The 21,023-nt window shown below is 59.3% G+C and carries 19 protein-coding genes; 1 reads left to right on the top strand and 18 read right to left on the bottom strand.

All coding sequences use genetic code 11. The features are described 5' to 3' along the window. Positions 1 to 44: 44 nt before the first annotated feature. The 16 genes from D3871_RS04190 to rfbB form a co-directional block, all read right to left on the bottom strand. Positions 45 to 1,160 carry an MraY family glycosyltransferase gene (locus tag D3871_RS04190; protein ID WP_119767758.1) on the bottom strand — a complete coding sequence of 372 codons (1,116 nt, stop codon included), beginning with the start codon at positions 1,158 to 1,160 and terminating at the stop codon, positions 45 to 47. Positions 1,161 to 1,311: 151 nt separating this feature from the next. Continuing rightward, positions 1,312 to 2,790, bottom strand: coding sequence for an oligosaccharide flippase family protein (locus tag D3871_RS04185; protein WP_119767757.1), 1,479 nt, complete (start codon positions 2,788 to 2,790; stop codon positions 1,312 to 1,314). An 8-nt stretch (positions 2,791 to 2,798) separates the two neighbouring features. Then, a complete protein-coding gene (locus D3871_RS04180; protein WP_119767756.1) occupies positions 2,799 to 3,956 on the bottom strand; it encodes a glycosyltransferase family 4 protein in 1,158 nt (385 codons plus the stop codon). A 13-nt stretch (positions 3,957 to 3,969) separates the two neighbouring features. Then, positions 3,970 to 4,833: a glycosyltransferase family 2 protein gene (locus D3871_RS04175; protein WP_119767755.1), complete on the bottom strand. Its 864-nt coding sequence runs from the start codon at positions 4,831 to 4,833 to the stop codon at positions 3,970 to 3,972. A 59-nt stretch (positions 4,834 to 4,892) separates the two neighbouring features. Continuing rightward, positions 4,893 to 6,038 carry a glycosyltransferase family 4 protein gene (locus D3871_RS04170; protein WP_119767754.1) on the bottom strand — a complete coding sequence of 382 codons (1,146 nt, stop codon included), beginning with the start codon at positions 6,036 to 6,038 and terminating at the stop codon, positions 4,893 to 4,895. Between the two features lie 86 nt (positions 6,039 to 6,124). Beyond that, a complete protein-coding gene (locus D3871_RS04165) occupies positions 6,125 to 7,054 on the bottom strand; it encodes an NAD-dependent epimerase/dehydratase family protein (RefSeq protein ID WP_119767753.1) in 930 nt (309 codons plus the stop codon). Then, complete coding sequence (gmd, locus tag D3871_RS04160) at positions 7,038 to 8,081, bottom strand: GDP-mannose 4,6-dehydratase (RefSeq protein ID WP_119767752.1); 1,044 nt, start codon at positions 8,079 to 8,081, stop codon at positions 7,038 to 7,040. Before gmd ends, D3871_RS04165 begins: the two co-directional genes overlap by 17 nt. A 136-nt stretch (positions 8,082 to 8,217) precedes the next feature. Next, positions 8,218 to 9,630 carry a glycosyltransferase family 4 protein gene (locus tag D3871_RS04155; RefSeq protein WP_119767751.1) on the bottom strand — a complete coding sequence of 471 codons (1,413 nt, stop codon included), beginning with the start codon at positions 9,628 to 9,630 and terminating at the stop codon, positions 8,218 to 8,220. Continuing rightward, the gene (locus D3871_RS04150) at positions 9,620 to 10,846 is read right to left on the bottom strand and encodes a glycosyltransferase family protein (RefSeq protein WP_147376743.1); all 1,227 of its coding nucleotides are present in this window, start codon (positions 10,844 to 10,846) and stop codon (positions 9,620 to 9,622) included. The genes D3871_RS04155 and D3871_RS04150 overlap by 11 nt, the downstream gene beginning before the upstream one ends. A gap of 132 nt (positions 10,847 to 10,978) precedes the next feature. Next, the gene (locus tag D3871_RS04145) at positions 10,979 to 12,208 is read right to left on the bottom strand and encodes an ABC transporter ATP-binding protein (RefSeq protein ID WP_119767749.1); all 1,230 of its coding nucleotides are present in this window, start codon (positions 12,206 to 12,208) and stop codon (positions 10,979 to 10,981) included. After that, the gene (locus D3871_RS04140; RefSeq protein WP_199724726.1) at positions 12,208 to 12,993 is read right to left on the bottom strand and encodes an ABC transporter permease; all 786 of its coding nucleotides are present in this window, start codon (positions 12,991 to 12,993) and stop codon (positions 12,208 to 12,210) included. The genes D3871_RS04145 and D3871_RS04140 overlap by 1 nt, the downstream gene beginning before the upstream one ends. 11 nt (positions 12,994 to 13,004) lie before the next feature. After that, complete coding sequence (locus D3871_RS04135) at positions 13,005 to 14,414, bottom strand: mannose-1-phosphate guanylyltransferase/mannose-6-phosphate isomerase (RefSeq protein ID WP_119767747.1); 1,410 nt, start codon at positions 14,412 to 14,414, stop codon at positions 13,005 to 13,007. A gap of 79 nt (positions 14,415 to 14,493) precedes the next feature. Further along, entirely contained in the window at positions 14,494 to 15,375 is an 882-nt protein-coding gene (gene rfbD, locus D3871_RS04130; protein WP_119767746.1) for a dTDP-4-dehydrorhamnose reductase, read from the bottom strand. Further along, positions 15,372 to 15,923: a dTDP-4-dehydrorhamnose 3,5-epimerase gene (rfbC, locus tag D3871_RS04125; RefSeq protein ID WP_119767745.1), complete on the bottom strand. Its 552-nt coding sequence runs from the start codon at positions 15,921 to 15,923 to the stop codon at positions 15,372 to 15,374. Before rfbC ends, rfbD begins: the two co-directional genes overlap by 4 nt. A gap of 2 nt (positions 15,924 to 15,925) precedes the next feature. Beyond that, the gene (gene rfbA, locus D3871_RS04120; RefSeq protein WP_119767744.1) at positions 15,926 to 16,813 is read right to left on the bottom strand and encodes a glucose-1-phosphate thymidylyltransferase RfbA; all 888 of its coding nucleotides are present in this window, start codon (positions 16,811 to 16,813) and stop codon (positions 15,926 to 15,928) included. Beyond that, the gene (gene rfbB / locus D3871_RS04115; protein ID WP_119767743.1) at positions 16,810 to 17,889 is read right to left on the bottom strand and encodes a dTDP-glucose 4,6-dehydratase; all 1,080 of its coding nucleotides are present in this window, start codon (positions 17,887 to 17,889) and stop codon (positions 16,810 to 16,812) included. Before rfbB ends, rfbA begins: the two co-directional genes overlap by 4 nt. A gap of 238 nt (positions 17,890 to 18,127) precedes the next feature. Here rfbB and D3871_RS04110 point away from each other — a divergent pair, with 238 nt between their 5' ends. Next, the gene (locus D3871_RS04110; protein WP_119767742.1) at positions 18,128 to 18,952 is read left to right on the top strand and encodes a symmetrical bis(5'-nucleosyl)-tetraphosphatase; all 825 of its coding nucleotides are present in this window, start codon (positions 18,128 to 18,130) and stop codon (positions 18,950 to 18,952) included. Here the strand turns inward: D3871_RS04110 and D3871_RS04105 are convergent. Next, complete coding sequence (locus tag D3871_RS04105; protein WP_119767741.1) at positions 18,906 to 19,721, bottom strand: lysophospholipid acyltransferase family protein; 816 nt, start codon at positions 19,719 to 19,721, stop codon at positions 18,906 to 18,908. The two genes, D3871_RS04110 and D3871_RS04105, sit on opposite strands and share 47 nt — an antisense overlap. Positions 19,722 to 19,728: 7 nt before the next feature. Continuing rightward, a complete protein-coding gene (locus D3871_RS04100; protein ID WP_119767740.1) occupies positions 19,729 to 21,021 on the bottom strand; it encodes a dihydroorotase in 1,293 nt (430 codons plus the stop codon). Between the last annotated feature and the right edge of the window lie 2 nt (positions 21,022 to 21,023).

The following is a 21,023-nucleotide window of genomic DNA, read 5'->3' as shown; positions in this document are numbered from 1 at the left end:
ATAGAACTATACGGAATGCTGGCAAAGGCTGCAGGCGAGGCAAGCTAGCGCTTGGGACGCTTCTGGTTTTTTTTCCTGCGCACGATCATCCAGCGCGGCGAGCGAAAGCGTACGATGCGTGCATACAGCCAGACATAGCTGGCGATGAACAACATGCAGAGCGACATCAATACCCAGGTATGACGCCAGAACAGCGTTGCCGGAATCACAGCCATCAGCGACAGCAGCCACAGATAAGGCGAGGTCATTGCATTGCGCAGGTTGAGTGCGCGCGCATCGCGGCGCCCGACCGCCCACAACACGACGCGGCGAAAGATCAGGCTGTGCAGGTGTATGCCATCCGGCGTGCCGGGCGATTGGCCGCGCAGGAACAGGCGGCGGTAAGCCGAGAACAGCGTTTCGAAGACTGGATAGATCAGCAACAACACTGCATACCAGGTCGAGACTTCGGGATTGCGCATCACCAGCAGTACCGACAGTTCGCCAAGCATGAAGCCGAGAAAATAGGCGCCGCCATCGCCCAGGAAGATCAGTCCTGCCGGATAGTTCCAGACCAGGAAGCCGGCCGCGGCGCCGGCCACGATCATTGCGGCAACAAGGATGAAGGTATCGTTGACCTGCAGCGCGACATAGCCAAGCGACAGCAGCATGCAGATGCTGACCACGGTTGCCAGGCCATTAAAGCCGTCGATGATATTGATGGCGTTGGCGATCCCGGCCACCGCCAGTACCGTCAGCGGTAGCGCGATCCACGCATAATTGAGCGACCAGACGGAATCGATCCAGTCTATGCGTTCGATGCGCGCATCCAGCAGGTAATAGCCCAGCACAGCGGCCACCATGGTAAGCAGCAGGCGGCGCGCCGGGCTGACGCTCTTGGTGAAGTCTTCGATGACACCGCCGGCAAAGGCGATCGACGAACAGATCAGGATCAGCAGGATGCCCTTGCCGATATCCGGCGTGCGCAGCATCGCAATCGCCGCCGTGACGACGACCGCGACAAAAATGCCCGCGCCGCCGATGCGCGGCACCGCACGCACGTGCACCTTTTGCACGCCGCTCATGTCATTGTCCAGCACCGAGCGATGCAGCCGGGACAACTTGATGATGAGGAGCGTCAGGAGAGCGGAAGCGATGAAGCTGATGAGAAAAGACGACATGAATGATCAACAATGGCTGAAACCGTTGCCGGATGGCCGACCATCGGTGGTGGCGATTCGGCGCTGCCAAGTTTAGCCGGGCCAAAGAAGGTGACAGTCTAAATTATTGCCATACGTTTATCACCTGATTTGCGTAATTTTTACCAATATTTCAGGGACTTAACTGATTACCAACACCTTGTCGCGAGCGCCGGAGCAATTCGTCGCGGTCGCCCGGCGAAAGAATGACCAGCCAGGAAACCAGCACCCCGCCCAAGGTGGCAAGCGTGCATATCGCGATGCGCCATGGCCACGACCATTCGGGCCCGGAACAAAGTCCGGCTGCGATGACCAGCAGCATGCCGGCCAGCAAAGGCCTGGCGGCCGGACCGATGCCGTCGCGGCCCGCAAACGACAGCAACAGCAGGCAATCGACTGTGATCCGCACCGTCCACAACGCGGCGGCACCGACGATACCCCCGGTTGAGACGGCGGCAAACAGCCCGGCCGCATACAAAGGCAATTCGATCAGATGGATGCGAGCGGTCAGATCAGATCGTCCGGTTGCCTGCAGCCAGGCGAACGGCAAATGCGCGATCGCATTGACAAAGATGCCGACCGCGACGATTTCCACCACCCGGTAACCGTTGGCTGCGAAGCTTTCTCCCAGCCACAAGCGCAAGCCGTCGTAAGCGCCGGCGGCCGCCAGGGCGGCCAGCGGCAGCATCAGCGCGGCAGAGACTCGGATGCCGCGTTCGTACAAGGCGATCAGCGGCACTTCGCTATCGCCATCACGCCTGCCGGCGAATTTCGGGAACAGCACGCCGGCAAGCGCTCCCGGGATCACCAGCGTGCGCAGCATGACTTCCTGCGAAGTCACATACCAGGCGACCGCTTTCGGCGGCAGCAGTGCAGCCAGCACGAAACGGTCGGAATACACCATCAGCGGACCGATGACATTGGATATCGTGATCCATCCGCCTTCATGGAAGAACTGGCGCATGCCCGACGGCCGCGCAACGCCAAGCAGGATGGCAGGCTCGGCGCGCAGGCAGGCGAGCGCATGCGAGAGCAGGGCCAGCACACGGCCGACCACGATGGCGGCAATCATGGCATCGAGCGTGGGTGAAATCAGTGCGGCGACCGCCGGGGCCGCATAGGTCCAGGCGCCGAAAATCGTGCGCAACACATTGACCCGCGCAAAGCGATGCACGCCTTCCAGCGTTCCGCGCAACCAGTTGGTGGCCAGCGTCACCGGAATGCTCCATGCGATCCATACCCATCCCGTTGCGAGTTCGACGCCGAGAGCGCCGGGCGGCAGATGTGGCTGAAACAGCGGGCGCACAGCCCACAATACGGCACCGATCGCCAGTAAAGCAGGCAGCGCGCGCCACCAAAGGAAACCGCGCAGCACCGCAAGCTCGGCGGCCAGTTCGCCCTGATCTGCGGCGCTGGCGACACGGCGTGTGACGACCCGGCTCAAGCCGAAATCAAGGAAGCCGAAATAGCCGACCAGGGCCCACACGATACCAAGCGCGCCGAGGCGCTCCACTCCTGCTACGTGCGCGATCACCGGCACCGATACCAGCGCGACCAGCATCGGCAACACATGACCGAGCAAATTGAAGGTAAAGAAACGCAGGATAGGCATGTTGGGCGTCAGGCGCTCGCGCCGGCGGCGGGCGCAACCCGATCGTAAAACGCGAGCGAAGTCTGGGTCATGCTTTCCCAGGTGAACTGGCGGCTCTGCGTCAGGCCGCGCTGCACCAGTGTAGCCCTCGCCTGCGGATCGTCCAGCAGTGACTGGATTGCGGCGGCGATCTGCCCGGTCTGGTGCGGATCGACCAGGAGTGCACCATCACCGGCGACTTCCGGCATCGAGGAAAGATTACTGGTAATGGTGGGCACGCCAGCGGCCATGCCTTCCAGCACTGGCAATCCAAAGCCTTCGTAAAACGAAACATAGGTAAATAGCAGTGCCGACTTGAGCAGCGCATGCTTTTCCGCTTCGTTGATGTAGCCGGTCAATACGATGCGTTCACGCAGCGGCGATACCTCTACGTATTGCAGCAGCGTATCGTAGTCCCAGCCCAGCTTGCCGGCGATGACAAGCTTCACCGCAGGGTAGCGATGGGCAATGCTTTCGAACGCTTGCACCAGGCCAAGAATATTCTTGCGTGGTTCTATCGTGCCGACATACAGGATGTATTGGGCGATGTCGAAGCGCGCGCGCAAGCCAGCCATCAGCGCCGGATCGGGCGTCGTTGCCAGCCTTGCCAAATCGGTTCCCAGGGGGATGACCTGCTCGGGCACCGCAGAGTTCGGAAAATAGCGATGGAAATCCCTCATTGTCGAACCCGAGATGAATAGCAAGCCTTCGGTACGGGGCAACTGACGGATGAAGAATTGGAAGAACTTGCGTTTGACCGGCACATGCAGTTCCGGGAACAGAAAGAAGGACATGTCGCACACGGTCACGATGCGCTTGAAGCGCCCGAACGACAGCAGTGGAAAACTGTAGTGCAGCGAATGCACCGCATCAATGCGGCGCGCGAGCGCGAAGGCGGGAATCAAGACCTGCTCGAGCAGGACGCGGAACACAAAGCGCCGGAACACCGCGGCTTTCAGCGAAGTGACGACCACGCCCGGAATTGCCCGCGTTTCGGCCAGCAGCTCCGCATCGTCATCAAGCACCAGGAAATGCAGTTGCCTGTTGCCGACCAAGGCTTGCAGCCGACGCACGTAATTGACCGCATAGATGCCGACACCGGTGCGCTGCAGCGGCAGCTGGGTCAGATCGATCAATATCCGCTTCATGCGCGCACCGGCATCATGGCTTGCGATCCAGCATCGAGGCCGAAGTCACGGTGGCTTGGGGACGCTTCTGGAGTTTCTGCAGCGCGCGCCGATTGACTTCGCTACGCTCGGCATCGAAGAACCAGCCCCACTTGCCAAAGTATTGGATCGCAGACCGTATGTGCCGCATCAGCAATGCGCTATTGCGGTAAGAGCCCTTCTGATACGCATGCACGATCGATACGCCAGGATAGTAGACGGTGCGTGCAACGCGTCCGATGCGACGCGACAAGTCCACGTCTTCCAGATACATGAAGAAGCGTTGGTCGAAGCCGCCGACCTGCCGCAGCACGGCAGTACGCAGGAACATGAAACAGCCGGACAGGGCCGGCACTTCCATCGTGCTGTCATAGTCGCCGCAATGCAGTTCATAGGTGTGCACACGCCCGCTCAAGCGATACAGGAAAGGCAGGAAGCGCCGTACCGTCAAATCGCCCGGATGCGGCAGCAGCTTGCACAAATGTTGACGGCTGCCGTCGGGATAACGGATATCGGGCATCAGCAATCCGATATCGCGATGCTGTTCCATGTAGGCGGACAACGCAGGCAGGACTTCCGGCCCGAAGCTTATATCCGGGTTGAGCACGACATGGTAATCGGCGCCCTGCTCCAGCGAAGCAGCAATCGCAAGATTATGCGCGCTGCCGAAACCCGGATTGTCGGGACGGTGGATATAGTGCGCACCAAACTCGCGCGCCACCGCGCCGAGACTGTCGTTGGCGGAATTGTCGATCAGGTAGAGCGCGATATCCATCGGCGTGGCGGCGACACTGCGCAGCGCCTCGGCAATCTGCTCGGGCGGATTGTGATAACTGACGATGGCGCAACTAATCCGCATGATGCCGCTTTGCTTCCGTAAAGATGGTCAATGGTTCGTACATGTCTGTCCGCGTGCGATCAGGCCAGCACCTTTCGGTAAACCGCCAGCGTTTCAAGCGCGAACTTGCGCCACGTAAATCCATCGGCGCGCACGAGTCCGGCCATGCTCAGCCGCGCATGCAGCGCATCGTCTTCGATCAGCGCGCGCATGTGCGCGGCGATGGCGACATCATCGAGCGGCTCGACCAGCAAGCCAGCATCGCCAACGACTTCGGGCAGCGAGGCGCGGTTCGATGCGATGACCGGTACCTTACATGCCATCGCTTCCAGCGGCGGCAGGCCGAATCCTTCGTAGAGCGATGGATACACGAACAGCCTTGCGCCGGAATACAGCGCCGGCAAATCGGCCTGCGCGACATAGCCAGGCAGGCGCACTTCACCGCGCCGGATCATGTGCTTCAGGCTGTCGGAAAATTTTTCCATTCCCCAACCATTCATCCCGACGATCACCAGAGGATACCGCTGGCGCACTGCATCGGGCAATTGCGCGTAGGCGGCGATCACGGTCGACAGATTCTTGCGCGGCTCCAGCGTACCGACCGCCAGCACATAGCGACCCGGCGACAGGCCGAATTGCTTTAGCACACTTGCACACTGGTCGGCGGCGACCGGGTGAAATTCGGGTGAGGCGCCGAGCAGCACCGTCGTCACCCGCTCCGGAGCAACGCCGTAGTGATCGATGACTTCGCTGCGGACGAACTCGGAGTCGACGATGATATGTTCCGCGCGCTTGACGACCGAGGGCATGACGCGATTCATTTCACGCACACGGTCCTGGGGATGGGTTTCCGGATGGCGTATCCAGGAAATGTCATGCACCGTGACGACCGTCGGCCCCTTGAAGCGAAAAGCCAGGTAAGCCGGTTCATGGTACAGGTCTATCCGGTTTGCCTTGACGCCCGAGGAAAAGCGGCTCTGCTTGATGAAGCGGGCGACCACATGGGGCTGCGGCACCAGGCGTTTCATCGCGTTGTTCATTTGCCGGATCGCTGCCGGTGCGGCGCTGCGGATTTCGGTGTCCCACGAAGTCCCATAGAACAGCCAGGGCCTCACGCGCAGCAATTGTTGCATCTCGGTAATGAGACGAAAAGTGTACTGCCCGACGCCGGTCAGCGGACCGAGCAGCGGCACGGCGTTGAAGCCGACCCGTATGCTATCGAGCATGTCCACGGGCTGCTGTTGATGCGTCGGGAACGCATCCGGGCGTTTCTCCGGTGCCGCTCCCGCTCTGGCTTGCAAGGTATGCACGTTCAGGAACCGACGCCGGCTTGGTACATCCAGCGTAGGGTTTCTTGCAACGGGACGGGATTGAGGTCGCTGACGATCGCACGCAGCTTGTCCGGCGACCCAACCAGGGTCTTCACTTCCGACTGCCGCACGAAAGCCGGATTGACCCGCACTTCGATTTCATAACCGGCGATGTCCTGCATCAGGTCAATGATGGACCGTAGCGAATACGGCCGGCCGCTGCAGACATTGACGGTCTCGCCGGCGCAATCGTTTTCGAGCAAGCCGTGATAGGCATGCGCGACCATGCGTACATCGGAGAAGTCGCGCTCCACGTCCAGATTGCCTAGCTCGATCACCGATGCCCGACTGACGAAATGCGACACGATCTTCGGCACCAGGAAATTCGGCTGCTGCCCGACGCCGGTGTAATTGAACGGCCGCGAAATCACGATGGGCAACCGGTCCGACCAGGTCCTGACCAGATGTTCCATCGCCAGCTTGCTCGCGGCGTAATGATTGACCGGCTGCGGTGGCTGCGATTCGGCGATGACGCCGGCGGTCGCGTTGCCGTACACGTTGGCGCTGCTGGCAACCAGCACGCGCTTGACGGGCGCACCGGTGTCGCCAATCGCTTGCAACAGGTTCATCGTGCCGATGACATTGACGCGGTAAAACGCGTCGGCATCCGCGTGCGCGACAAAACTGATCGCCGCCAGATGTACCAGATAATCTGGGCGCACCTTGTCGAGCACGCGGCGGCAGTCGTCGAGCGACGTGATGTCGAGCGTCGTTTCATGCGGTCCGCGTGCGGCGCCGACCAGCGCGCCGCAGACCGAATAGCCGGCCGCTTCCAGTTCCGCCCGCACATATTTGCCGGTGAAACCGTTGGCGCCGGTGAGCAGGACACGGCCGCGGTGACCGTTGTCCGTCGTATTAGAAGGAGAACCCACGCTCGTTTCTCCGCAGGTCGGCCTCTACCATCATCTGGCACAACTGCTCCAGTGTCGTTTCCGGCGCCCAGCCCAGCTTGTCCTTGGCCTTTTGCGGGTTGCCGATCAGCAGTTCCACTTCGGCCGGACGGTAGAATTTCGGGTTCACGCGCACCACGGTCTTGCCGTTGGAAGCATCGACCGCGGTTTCGCTCTCTCCGGAACCGCGCCATTCGAGTTGCACATCGGCAGCCTTGAATGCCATCGTGACGAAATCGCGTACCGTTTCGGTACGATTGGTGGCGAGCACGAAAGTATCCGGCTCGTCAGCCTGCAGCATGCGCCACATGCCTTCCACGTATTCTTTTGCATAGCCCCAGTCGCGCTTGGCATCCATGTTGCCGAGTTCAAGCACGTCCTGCTTGCCGAGGCGGATCTTGGCGACGGTGTCGGTGATCTTGCGAGTCACGAATTCGCGGCCGCGCAGCGGAGATTCATGGTTGAACAGAATGCCGCTGCAGCCAAAGATGTTGTACGACTCGCGATAATTGATCGTGATCCAGTGCGCGTACAGCTTGGCGACACCATACGGACTGCGCGGATAGAAAGGCGTGCTTTCGATCTGCGGAATGGCTTGGACCTTGCCGAACATTTCCGACGTGGACGCCTGGTAGAAGCGCACGTTCGGATTGACGATGCGGATCGCTTCGAGCAGGTTGAGCGGGCCGATACCGGTGATTTCCGCTGTCGTCGCCGGCTGGTCGAAGGACACGCCGACGAAACTTTGCGCGGCCAGGTTATACACTTCGGTGGCGCCGGTGGTCTGCAGCAGGCGAATGCTTGCGCTCAGGTCGGTCAGGTCGTATTCGACCAGGTGCAGGTTAGGATTCTTTTCGATTCCCAGTTCTTCGATACGCCAGAAATTGACCGAACTGGTGCGGCGGTAGGTGCCGTACACGATATAGCCCTTGTCGAGCAAGAGTTCGGCGAGATATGCGCCATCCTGGCCGGTTATGCCGGTAACGATTGCGATAGATGGTTTAGTCATGTTTGAACTTTATAGTCTGGATATGAAAAAGGAAACCAAAGGTATTGGCGAAGCTGCTCTTTATTGCTTTAAAGAAATATATTTTTGAGCATTTGCACAAGTTAATGGAAATCAATCCTGGCCGTGATAATAGAAATCAAAGTTGTTTCAGAATGGATGCGGCAGTCTCATTCCAGGACGTCGTCTTGTATCGGCTGGTAATGGCTTGAACCTTGGATTGCAGCGCGGCCTGATCGGTGGCGTAGGTCTTGATCTTTTCCGCCCAGCCCAGCACATCCCAAGGTTCCAGATAATCAAGGATATCACCTGCGATTTCCGGAATCGAGCCTGCATGCGACGTCAGGCAGAACTTCCCGTGCGTCAGGCTTTCCGCGACCGGCAGGCCCCAGCCTTCGTACAGCGACGGGTACACCGTGAAATCGCAGGTCTCGTACAGCAAGGCCAGATCCGCATCGGTGACCCGGTTGAGGATGACGATCTTGTCGCGCACGCGCTTGTCCTGCTGGATCGTGAAGATGAAGTCGTTAACGCGCCAGCCCGGCATGCCGACGAATACCAGCTTTGGCAAATCGGTGACGCCCTGCTCGATCAGGCGCACGTAGGCGTTGTACAGGACCTGGTGGTTCTTGCGGATTTCGATGGTCGACACCATCAGGATGAAGCGCTCCTGCGCCACTCGCTTGACCGCATCGGAATGCTGCTGCTCATGGATCACCGGCAGCATGTCGCCCAAGCGCACCACCGACATGTCGGGCACCGGCGTGCCCAGCTCGACCAGCAGCTTGCGCAAGTCCTTGCGGGTGCATTCCGAAATGCAGAAGATGTGGTCGGCGATCCACGCCATGTTCGAGAAGTAGTGCGCAAAGAACTGGTCCGCGCCCTCCGAATAAAAGTGCGGGAACAGCACCGGAATGATGTCGTAGGCGACGCAGTTGATGCGAAAGCCGATTTCCTTCTTCAGGCGGTACAGGAACTCGATCTTGTTATGGTCCCAGTCCAGGCCCATGGTCAGATAGGTATCGGTCTTGCGGATATCGGCCTTGGGGTAGACCGACGGCTCGCTCGCGGCCGGCGCATTCGACTGCAGCGCAGGCACGGCGACATCCGGCGCTTTCCATTCGTTGTAGGCGTACGCGGCGATGCGGCGCAGCTTCATCAGTTTGGCTTTGGCACTCAGCTGGTGACGTGCCGGCAGCGCTGCCACGCCCCTGCGGGCGGCACGGCGCAATACCTGCTCGACGCGACGGGCGAAACTCACTTCGCCGGAAGGTGCCGGAGCAATCGCCGTTACCGGCGCAACGGTGGGTGCATCGGTCCACACGCGATTGAGGATGCGCCAGACATCGTCGATCGGCAGTTCGTAATAGGACAGCGTGCGCTGGTCGAAGATGCAGGCGCGCACCCGCCCCGGCACCATGTTGAGCAGCGCGCGGCAGCATTCCTGCTCCATGCGCACGATGCCCACCGCCGGCCGGGTCCAGTTGAACGAGGTCGTGAAATCGAACCAGATCGTCGATTCGGTTTGAGCGGACACGGCGTTAGCGAGCATTGAAATCTTTCACGACAACTTTGGAAATTTCCTTCAGGGTGTTTTCCCACAGGAGGCCTTCGCGCCGGATGCGGCTTTCTTCGGTCAGGCGGTTCGGCGCAAGGCTGAGCAGCGACACCAGACGGCTGCGGAATGCCTGGGGATCGTCTTCGATATAGACGCCCGCCTCATTGGCGAAATGTTCGAAGCCGCGGAAAGCGGTCGAGGTGCCGAGCACATAGGCGCCGGTGACCAGCGCTTCGGCGGTCTTGATGTTGGAGCCGCCGCCGGTGGTGATCGGCAGCACGAACACATGGGTGAACTTGCGCAGCGCGGCCACGCCGATATTGTCCACCGGCCCGAACAGGATGGAGCGCGAACGGTTGATGCTCGACCACTTGTTGAATTCTTCCGAACGCTCGATCAGCTGGCACACGCCGCCGGCCACGACCATCTTGCGGTCAGGCGGCAGGAAAGCGAGAGAATTGCCGAGTGAGGAAAAGAAGCCGACGGCATTGGGCAGATGCGCGCTGCTGATGTAAGTGGCGAACGGTTCTTTCGGCACAATGCCGCGCCAGCCTTCGACCGACTGCGGATCGACTTGCAGCTTGCCGACGCCGTTGGGCAGCAGCACGACGTCGTTGCGACCGCCGAGTTCCTGCAGCTTGATGCGGTCCTGCTCCGACACCGCGAAGGTGATATGCGCGCTATTGACCAGTTCGATCTCGATCTGGCGAATGCTGTCCTTGACCAGGCTGACGTAATCCTGCGGCGCCTTGATCTTGTGAAGGACTTCTTCCTTCATCTCGTACTCGATATTCTGCGACGAGAAGATCACGCGCGGCGCGGCCGAACCCAGGCTTTCGGAAGCGAGGATTTTCTTGAGTACGGGCCAGAAGTACGGCTGCTCGAGCTGTACGTAGTCATAGCCGCCGTTGCGTATCTGCGAGGCCAGCTTGTCGTAGATGACCGGGTCCTGCGCAACATGCAGCGCGGACAGATAGTCATAGACGGCGTAGTCGAAATCCTTGTTGATGACCACCGAGAGTGTGCCCGGCAGCGGAATGTCGGTGCTTTCGTAGTACTGGTAGCCGCCTTCCTGGAAAAAGGACACCAGATCGACGTCGATGCCGGCCCTGGCGTATTCCTCGCGGATGTGAAAAGTCCTCAGCTGGCCGCCGTGGCGCGGCTCGACAATCGGATAATTGGCGAGCATGAGTATTTTTATCTTTTTCATCGTCTTCCGATTGATGCTGGTCGAGATTGCAAGGCAATCCCTCAATTCAATACTAATCCCCCGCGTGCCCGCAAGGCTGCCGCCGGCATGCGCGCTACTTCATTCAATTTGCTGCGGTAACACGCGTCCGGCTCAGGGACGCGCGATACTGATCTGCGGGTTGAACCATGCGCAGCCGACGAATTCCGGCTTGCTCAGGTTGGTCACCGAAAAGACCAGTGCCAGATCGCGCCATTCATAATTATTGACGAGGTGCGTATCCGTGCTTTCCAGCGCAGTGGCGATGGAATATGTCCCAGGTCCCAGATTCAGCGGGAAATCGAAACGGTAAGTGATCACTTCTCCGGCTTCGACATCATGCAGCGGTTGCTTGGTGAGGTCGGTGTTCGTTCCATAGATCGCCTGCCCCAGCCTGTCCTTGATCATGTAGCCCAGCACCAGCCGCGGAATGTCGGCATGCGTCTTGACCTTGACCTGGAGCGTGACCGGAACGCCGACGTCGAACAGCTCCTGCGGCTCGCCGCGCTCGTTGAGCAGGGCGATATCCATCACCGTCGCTTCGCCGGTGCCCGAGATCGTCTGGACCTTGCCGTCGTCCCTTACCTGCTGCTGCAAGTTCAGATTGGCATTTTCCCGTTCGGCGAGCCGGGCGTTATAGTAATCCATAACTTCTTCCGGCGCGCCCTCTTTTACCAGCCGCCCGCCATCAAGCAGGATCGCGCGGTTACAGATCGACTGGATTGCATTTTTGTCATGCGAGACGATCAACAGCGTGGTACCCGCCCTGCTGTAGGAGCGGATGCGGTCGAAGCTCTTGTGCTGGAAATACGCGTCGCCGACCGAAAGCGCTTCGTCGACGATCAGTACATCGGGCCGCTTGGCGGTCGCGACGCTGAACGCCAGGCGCATCTGCATCCCGCTGGAATAGGTGCGCACCGGCTCGTCGATATAGTCGCCGATCTCGGCAAAGGCTTCGATCTCGGGCATCAGCTGGGCGATTTCATCGACGCCCAGACCGAGCAGCTGGCCGGACATGAAGACATTTTGCCGGCCGGTGAAATCGGGGTGAAAGCCCATGCCCAGTTCCAGCAGCGCCGCGACACGCCCGGTGATTTCGACACTGCCGGTCGTCGGTTGCGTGGTACCGGTGATCATCTTGAGCAGCGTGCTCTTGCCGGCGCCGTTGATACCGATGATGCCGACCGCTTCGCCCTGGTCCAGATTGAAGCTGACTTCGCGCATCACCCACTTGAGGCGATGACGCATACCGAAAAATGGCAGCATCCATTCGGCCAGGCGTGACCAGTGATTGTGGTATTGCTTGTAGGCCTTACCAAGGTTTGAAACGCGTATCCGGCCCATTACAACTCATCCACGATTTCGCCGACGCGCTTGCGGAACAAACGCATGCCGACAATACATAACAATACGGCCAGGGCGGCGGGAATCAACATGGTGTCCCATTGCGGCCACTTTCCGTGTACGAGGATATCCTGATATGCGCTGACCAGCGGCATCATGGGATTCCAGTTGAGATAGGGGCGTACCTCGGATGGCAGGATGGAGGCCGGGTAGACGATAGGCGTAAACCAGAACCAGAACTGCAGCAGAACGGCGAAGAACTGACCTACATCACGAAAAAAAACATTCAATACGCCGACAATGATACCAAGCCCAATTGCGAACATGATTTGTATGGCAAGAACAGGAAAGATCGCAATGAAGCTGAGGCCGGGGAAAGTGCCTGACATCAGCAGGAAGATCACAAACAGGCTGAAAATGATCGCAAAGTTGACGCCCGCGTTCATCACGACAATGATCGGCAGGCAAATGCGCGGAAAACTGATCTTTTTGATCAGATTGGCATGTTCAAGAAAGACGTTTTGCGCCCTGCTGACGATTTCCGAGAACAAGCCCCAGGTCAATATGCCCGCGCACAGGTAGATACTGTACGCAAAGCCATTGTCGATGCCCGGCAAACGGGTGCGCATCACTTGCGAAAAGATGACCGTGTACACCACGATCATCGCCAGCGGATTGAGGACCGTCCATGCTGCGCCTAACAACGAATTGCGGTAACGCGACTGAAACTCCCGCTTGACGCTGCCCGATATGAAGCCGCGATAGCTCCATATCGAACGCAACATGCTTACTGCCATTATTGAACCCTGCCGTATATATCTTCAAAGCGGACGATGTCATCCTCGCCCAGATAGGAGCCGCATTGTACCTCGATCAGGGCCAGTTCCGTATTTCCCACATTGGTCAGGCGGTGCTTGTTGCCGGCCGGGATATAGGTGGACTGGTTGGCTTCCAGCACCACGGTTTGTTCGCCATTGATGACTTCGGCCTTGCCCGAAACGACCACCCAATGTTCGCTGCGGTGATGGTGCATCTGCAGCGACAGCGATGCGCCGGGCTTGACGGCAATGCGCTTGATCTTGAATCCGGGCGCATCCTGCAGCACCGTGTATGTACCCCATGGCCGTGCGACCGTGCGGTGGGTCTTGTGGGATTCATGACCGCTGGCCTTGAGGCGATTGACCACTTCCTTGACTTCCTGGCTGCGCGATTTGTCGGCAACCAGCAAGGCGTCAGGCGTATCGATCACCAGCAAATTGTCCAGACCGATCACGGCAACCAGGCGGTCGGTGGTCTGGATGTGGGTATTGCGGCTGTCGATGACGATGGTCTGGCAATCGTTTTGCGTATTGCCGGATGCGTCGGCCGGAATCGCTTCGGCCACGGCTTTCCAGGCGCCGATGTCGCTCCAGTCGAAATCGCCCGGAATCACGGCAATGTTTTTTGCCTTTTCCATCACGGCGTAATCGATGGAGATGTTTTCCAGTGCGGTAAAGCTGGCCGGCAGTTCCATCTTGTCGCCGTCAAGCTTGGTGCTGTTCCATACCTCGCGCGCAGCTTCCAGCAGCGCGGGATTGTAGGTAGCGAAGGCATCCAGGATGGTGCTGGCCTTGAAGCAGAACATGCCGCTGTTCCAGACGTAATTGCCTTCGGCCAGATAACGGGCAGCGGTGACGGCATCCGGCTTTTCGACGAAGCGCTGCACGACCTGCGCATGCTCGCTGACCTTGTTACCCATTTCGATATACCCGAAGCCGGTTTCGGGACCGGTCGGCTTGACGCCGAATAGCACCAGGAAACCGTCCTTTGCCAGGTTTTCGGCATGGCGTACCGCCGTGTAGAACGACGGCGTATCCTTGATCAGATGGTCGGCCGGCATGACCAGCATGCAGGCATCGGGTTTCTGCTGGATCGCCCATAGAGCGGCGAGCGCAATTGCAGGCGCCGTATTGCGGCCCGATGGTTCCAGCATATATTGCGGCTTGATCTGCTGATTCTCCAGTTCGTCATGCGACAGGAAATAGTAGTCGCGGTTGGTGACGATCAGCGGCGCGGTATTGCCCGACACTTCAAGCGCGCGCTCGTGCGTCTGCGTCAACAGACTCTTGCCGCCGCCGATACGCATGAAGGGTTTCGGATACGCCTCGCGCGAAACCGGCCAGAGACGGGTGCCGGCGCCGCCGGAGAGAATGATGGGGATCAGCATAGTGTTATCTCACAGTTTTTAATTCGTTGAGGCTAACGACGGAGGCAGCGTGGTACGCGCCTACCGGCATCGCCATTAATCATTCCAGACACAATTTCAGTGCCTCGTCCCATGCAGGCAAACGGCAGAACGTCCCGGTCAGCCGTTTGCAGCACAGCACCGAATTAGCAGGCCTTTTCGCGGGTAGCGGATAGTCCTGCGTAGCGATCGGCGTGACCACCGGCTTTTTATTTGATGACCAATGCGCAACAATAGTCTGGGCAAAACCATGCCAGGTAGTTTGACCTTGCGCAGCAAGATGGTAGACACCTGCGTTCTGCCGCCACAGCTCATGATCCAGGCGGTGTTCGCCGCCGCGATACTGTAGGCTGCCAACAACATGGGCGGTCGTGTCCGCAATGGTACGGCACCAGGTTGGCGCGCCGTGTTGATCTGCGACAATTCTCAGTTCTTCGCGCTCCTGTGCGAGCCGCTGCACCGTCAACAAAAAATTCTTTCCGCGCAGGCCATATACCCAGCTGGTACGAAAAATCAGGTGCGGAACGCCGCTGGCCTGTATCGCCTGCTCGCCGGCCAGCTTGGTCCGCCCATAGACATTGGCGGGCGACGGCAGGTCATCTTCGGTATAGGGACCCTGCTTGCTGCCATCGAAGACATAGTCGGTCGAGTAATGCACCAGCGCGGCGCCCAGCTTTCGCGCTTCTTCGGCCAGCACGCCCGGTGCTTCGCCATTGATGCGCATCGCCAGTTCAGGTTCTTCTTCTGCCTTGTCCACTGCCGTGTAGGCGGCCGGATTGACGATCAGGTCCGGGCGGTGCAAGCGCACCACATCGCGCACCTGATCCAGGTCGGACAAGTCCATCTGTCCATGGTCGGGCGCAATCACCGTGCCCATTCCCTGCAGGCTGCGCTGCAGTTCGTACCCGACCTGCCCGGTCCTTCCCGTCAATAAAATCTTCACGAGTACACCTCGGCATCCGACAACATGAGGCCGTGGCGGTCCTTGTCGGACAGTGCCGGCGCGACATCTGTCGGCCATTGAATGCCGATCGCCGGATCGTTCCAGGCGATGCAGCGTTCATATTCCTTCGCCCAGTAATCGGTGGTCTTGTACAAAAATTCGGCCGACTCGCTGGTCACCAAAAAGCCGTGCGCAAAACCGGGTGGAACCCACATCTGGCGCTTGTTGGCGGCCGATAGCGTCTCACCCACCCATTTACCGAAGCTCGGCGAGTTGCGTCGAATGTCGACTGCCACATCGAAGACTTCACCGGCGATCACGCGCACCAGCTTTCCCTGCGCCTGGCTGATCTGGTAATGCAGACCGCGCAGCACATGCCGCGCCGAACGCGAGTGGTTATCCTGAACGAAGTGCACGCGCTGGCCGCCATTGACCTGTTCGGCGAAGACGCGCTCGTTGAAGCTTTCAAAAAAAAAGCCGCGCTCGTCGCCGAAAACGCTCGGCTCGATGATTTTCACATCAGGGATGGCAGTCGGTATCACGCGCATGGTCAGAACACCTTGTCCTTCAGAATGTGCATCAGATATTCACCGTAGCTGCTCTTTCGCAAGGGTTGCGCCAGTCTTTCAAGCTGCTCTGCGCTGATATGGCCTTTGCGGTAGGCAATCTCTTCGGGGCAAGCCACTTTCAGGCCCTGGCGTTTTTCCAGCGTCGCGATGAATTGCGCCGCCTCGAGCAGCGATTCATGCGTGCCGGTGTCCAGCCAGGCCATGCCGCGCCCGAGCACTTCGACATTGAGCTGACCGCGATCGAGGTAAGCCTGGTTGACGTCGGTGATTTCAAGTTCGCCGCGCGCCGATGGATGTATTCCGGCCGCGATGTCGCACACCTGGTTGTCGTAGAAGTAGAGTCCGGTCACCGCATAATTGGATTTCGGCACAGCCGGTTTTTCGACAATGCTGACCGCCCGGCTTTCGGCGTCGAACTCGACCACGCCGTAACGTTCGGGATCGTGCACGTGGTACGCAAACACCGTGGCACCCTGCACCGGTGCGGATGCCTTGCGCAATTGTGTGTCGAAATCGTGACCGTAATAGATGTTGTCGCCGAGGATCAACGCCGAATGCGCGTCACCGATGAATTCGCGCCCGATGAGGAAAGCCTGTGCGAGTCCGTCCGGCGACGGCTGCACCGCGTACTGGAGATTGATGCCCCACTGGCTGCCATCGCCTAACAATTCGCTAAAACGCGGCGTATCGGCAGGTGTCGAAATAATGAGAATGTCGCGCATCCCCGCCAGCATCAATGTGCTCAGCGAGTAATAAATCATCGGCTTGTCGTACACCGGCAGCAGCTGCTTGGAAGTCGACAGCGTGACCGGATACAGGCGTGTGCCGGACCCGCCAGCCAGAATGATGCCTTTGCGCGTGCCGGTCATTGCCGATGCTCCTGGTCCACGTTGTTCATGGACTGCAGCTGCTGTGCACGGTTCAGGTAAGCGCCCGAGCGTATGCCGGCTATCCACTCCGCATGGTCGAGATACCAGCGCACAGTCTTGCGGATTCCGGTGTCGAAAGTCTCCGCGGGTCGCCAGCCGAGCTCGCGCTCAATCCTGCTGGCATCGATTGCATAGCGCCGGTCATGGCCCGGCCGGTCGGTCACGAAGGTAATCTGGTCGCGGTAGCTTTCTGACTTCGGCGCCATGCTGTCGAGGATATCGCACAGGGTATGCACAACCCCGAGGTTGGTTTTTTCATTCCACCCGCCGATGTTGTAAGTCTGCCCCGGCATGCCGGCCTCCAGCACCCGGCGCACCGCAGTGCAGTGGTCACCCACATACAGCCAGTCGCGTACGTTGGCGCCGTCGCCATAGATCGGCAACGGCTTGCCCACCAATGCATGGGTGATCATCAGAGGAATCAGCTTTTCCGGGAACTGGTATGGGCCGTAATTGTTCGAACAATTGGTCGTCAGTGTCGGCAGGCCATAAGTATGGTGATAGGCGCGAACGAGATGGTCAGATGCGGCCTTGGAAGCAGAATACGGACTATTCGGCGCATAGGCCGTCGTTTCGCGGAAAGCTGGCTCATTCGGCGCCAGCGAACCATAGACCTCATCGGTCGAGACATGCAGGAAGCGGAAATCGCGCTGCTTGACGGCCGGAAGCGCTGCGTAGTATTCGCGTGCGGCCTCAAGCAGGCTGAATGTACCGTTGATATTGGTGCTGACAAAGTCGGCCGGTCCGTCGATGGAGCGATCGACATGGCTCTCTGCGGCGAAGTGCACGACCGCACGCGGCTGATACTGTTGCAACAATCGGCTCACGAGAGCCTGATCGCCGATATCGCCCTTGATGAAGATGTGACGCGCGTCCTGCCGGGCGGACAACAGGTTGTCGGGATTGCCGGCGTAAGTAAGCTTGTCGAGGTTGACGAGAGGCTCGTCGCTCGATGCCAACCAGTCAATCACAAAATTGGAACCAATGAAACCGGCTCCGCCCGTCACGAATATCATGCAGAATCCTGAATAGTGCAAATTTGAGTAAACCCATGATTTTACTCGAATTTGTTACAAAAATCGTATTAAGAACGGTGTATTACAACAGTTCTCGGCTCTTCTTTGAGTAAGTGATTGTTACATCGCCCGTTTCGGCGCGGGATCGGTTGCACGCAAGAACCAGGTCGATTTCCTATAATGCGAAGCCGAAGACACATGCTCCGGCACCATTTTGCCAACCTGACAATGACGACTTATGCCCACTTATGTAATCGGTGATCTGCAAGGATGCCGCACCAAACTCACCGAATTGCTCGAACGGATACATGCGCATTGCGCCGACCCGCGTCTGATTTTTGTCGGCGATCTTGTCAACAGGGGTCCGAATTCACTCGAGACTTTACGCGAAGTACGCGAGCTCGGCGATACCACAAATGTGGTACTTGGCAACCATGACCTGCATTTGCTGGCCGTCGCCAACGGTATCCGGCCTCAGCACCGCACCGATACTCTTGATGAGATTCTCGACGCGCCGGACCGCGATGAATTGCTCGACTGGCTGCGCCACCGGCCGCTCGCCATTCTGGAAAACGATCATCTGATGGTGCACGCCGGCGTGTTACCGCAATGGACCGCGCAGCAAACCATTGCCTTGTCGCAGGAAGTCGAGCAAATGCTGCAAGGTCCGGACTGGCTGGATTTCCTGCGCCAGATGTATGGCAACCAGCCGGCGCGCTGGGAAGATAGGCTGGAGGGCATGGACCGCCTGCGCTGCATCGTCAACGCGCTCACGCGTCTGCGTTTTTGCAGCGCGGACGGCACCATGGATCTGGCGACTTCCAAGGGTGTGGAAATCGAGTTGCCGGGTTATATGCGCTGGTTCGATGTCCCCGGCCGCAATACCGAAGACACGACCGTCGTGTTCGGACACTGGTCAACCCTGGGCTTGATCATGCGCCCGGATATCATCAGCCTGGACACCGGTTGCCTGTGGGGCGGCAAGCTCAGTGCGGTATGTCTGGACGACCGCAGCGTCATTCAGGTCGACTGCCCGCAATACCAGAAACCCGGCTCGATCTAGAGAAATTTGGTTCAGGCATTGCGTCGCTTGCCGCCACGGAATCGGGCAAGGCAGTTGCAATCGCATCATGCGCCGCATCGGCGAGTTCGCGTCGATGCGAGCCCGCCGCTGTTTCGATCGGCGCGAGCAGGGAAAGACGAGCCGTCATTCCTCCCGCCTTCAATACCGTCAGCATGCTTTGCACGAAACTCATGTCGCCGATGAAATCGGCTGCGGGATGCAAACGGCCGTGCGCGTCGACATACCGTATGGCATAAGGCTGTATCGGGACTTGCGCCTCGATCGCTGCTTCGAACAGGTTTGCATGAAACGGCAGTACCTGCCCCTGTGCCGCGGTCGTGCCTTCGGGGAAGAACGCGACACGCTCGCCTGCATGCAGGCTGGCCACGAGTCCCTGGTAGATCCTGCGCACGTCTCGCAGCTTGCCGCGCGAAATGAAGATAGTGCCGGTCTTCGCGCACAGCCAGCCGATCAGCGGCCAGTCGCGAATATCGGACTTGGCAACAAACCGGCAGGGCTCCAGTGAGTTGATTACGAATATATCCAGCCAGGACACATGGTTGGACACGATCAGCGCACGCGACGCCGGCTGCACATCGGGCGTATGGTCGATATGCACGGTGATGCCGCACACGCTCACCAGCTTTGCCGACCAGCGCTTGATGCAGCGTTGACGGCCGGCCGCATCGATCAGCGGAAAAACGAATGCGCAGGTGGCCAGCCCCTGGAACAGGTGCAGCACCACGCGTATCAGACCCAAAACGTGCATGCGACTGCTACCGGCGTTCGAACGCGATATGGCCGCCGACGATGGTCATGCTTACCTGACCGCTCATTTCATAGCCGAGGAAAGGCGTGTGTTTGCCCTGGCTGGCGAGCGCCTTGGGATCCACCTTCCATCTTGCGGCAGGATCGAACACACAGATGTCGGCGGCACTGCCGGCAGTCAGACGACCGCAATCCAGCCCGATGACGCGCGCAGCATCGGACGTTACCTTGGCGATCGCACGCGCCAGCGGCTGCTCGGACTTGTCCAAACATTCTTCAGCCCACTTCACTGCCAGCGGCAGCAGCAATTCGAGACCGGTGGCGCCAGGCGACGCCTCGCCGAAAGGCAGCAGTTTTTCGTCGTCGTCGACCGGTGTGTGATCGGAGCAGATTACATCGACGGTGCCATCGCACAGCGCGGCACGGATTGCATCACGGTCCCGCGTCGAACGGAACGGCGGCGTCATGCGTGCATTGGAATCGAAGAAGCCGATATCGACATCGGTCATATGAATATGATGAGCGCCGACATCGCAGCTGACAGGCAAGCCTTCCTTCTTGGCCGCGCGTACCAGTTCAAGACCGGCAGCAGAAGACATGCGACACAAATGCACGCGTGCGCCGGTGGCGCGCATCAATTCGAATATCGTATGCAGCGCAATGGTTTCCGCCATCACCGGCACGCCGGACAGTCCGAGACGCGACGCGACCGGGCCGCTGTGCGCGATGCCGCCATGCCCGAGGTGAGGATCCTGCGGCCGCAGCCAGACCGTGTAGTTGAAGGTTTTGGCATACTGAAGCGCGCGCAGCAGCACCGTGGTGTCGACGATAGGTTCTTCGGCCTGCGCGAAACCGATGCAACCTGCTTCGGTCAGTTCCGCCATTTCGGTCAACGCCTGACCTTTCAGGCCCATGGTCAGCGCACCGAGCGGATAGACGTGCGCCTGGTTCAGGCTTTTTGCGCGGTACTTCAGCATTTCCACCAAGCCTGGCTCGTCAAGCACCGGATCGGTATCCGGCGGACATACCAGACTGGTGACGCCGCCCTGCATTGCCGCCTGCATTTCAGATTCGAGCGTGGCCTTGTATTCGTAGCCCGGCTCGCGCAGCCGCGCGCTCAGGTCCACCAGGCCGGGAGCCACCACCATGCCGCTTGCATCGATCGTCCTGTCGGCCTCGAAGCCGCCTGCCGGAGCCTGTCCGATCGACGCAACCCGGCCGTCGGCGATATACACGTCGCTTTGCGCGTCGATACCGTTGGCCGGGTCGATCACGCGGCCATTCTTGATATGGAGTTTCATTC

It is taken from the genome of Noviherbaspirillum saxi, assembly GCF_003591035.1.
GTDB classification, from domain to species: domain Bacteria; phylum Pseudomonadota; class Gammaproteobacteria; order Burkholderiales; family Burkholderiaceae_D; genus Noviherbaspirillum; species Noviherbaspirillum saxi.
The sequence above is the reverse complement of the archived record's forward strand: the minus strand, read 5'-3'. Positions and strand labels throughout refer to the sequence as shown.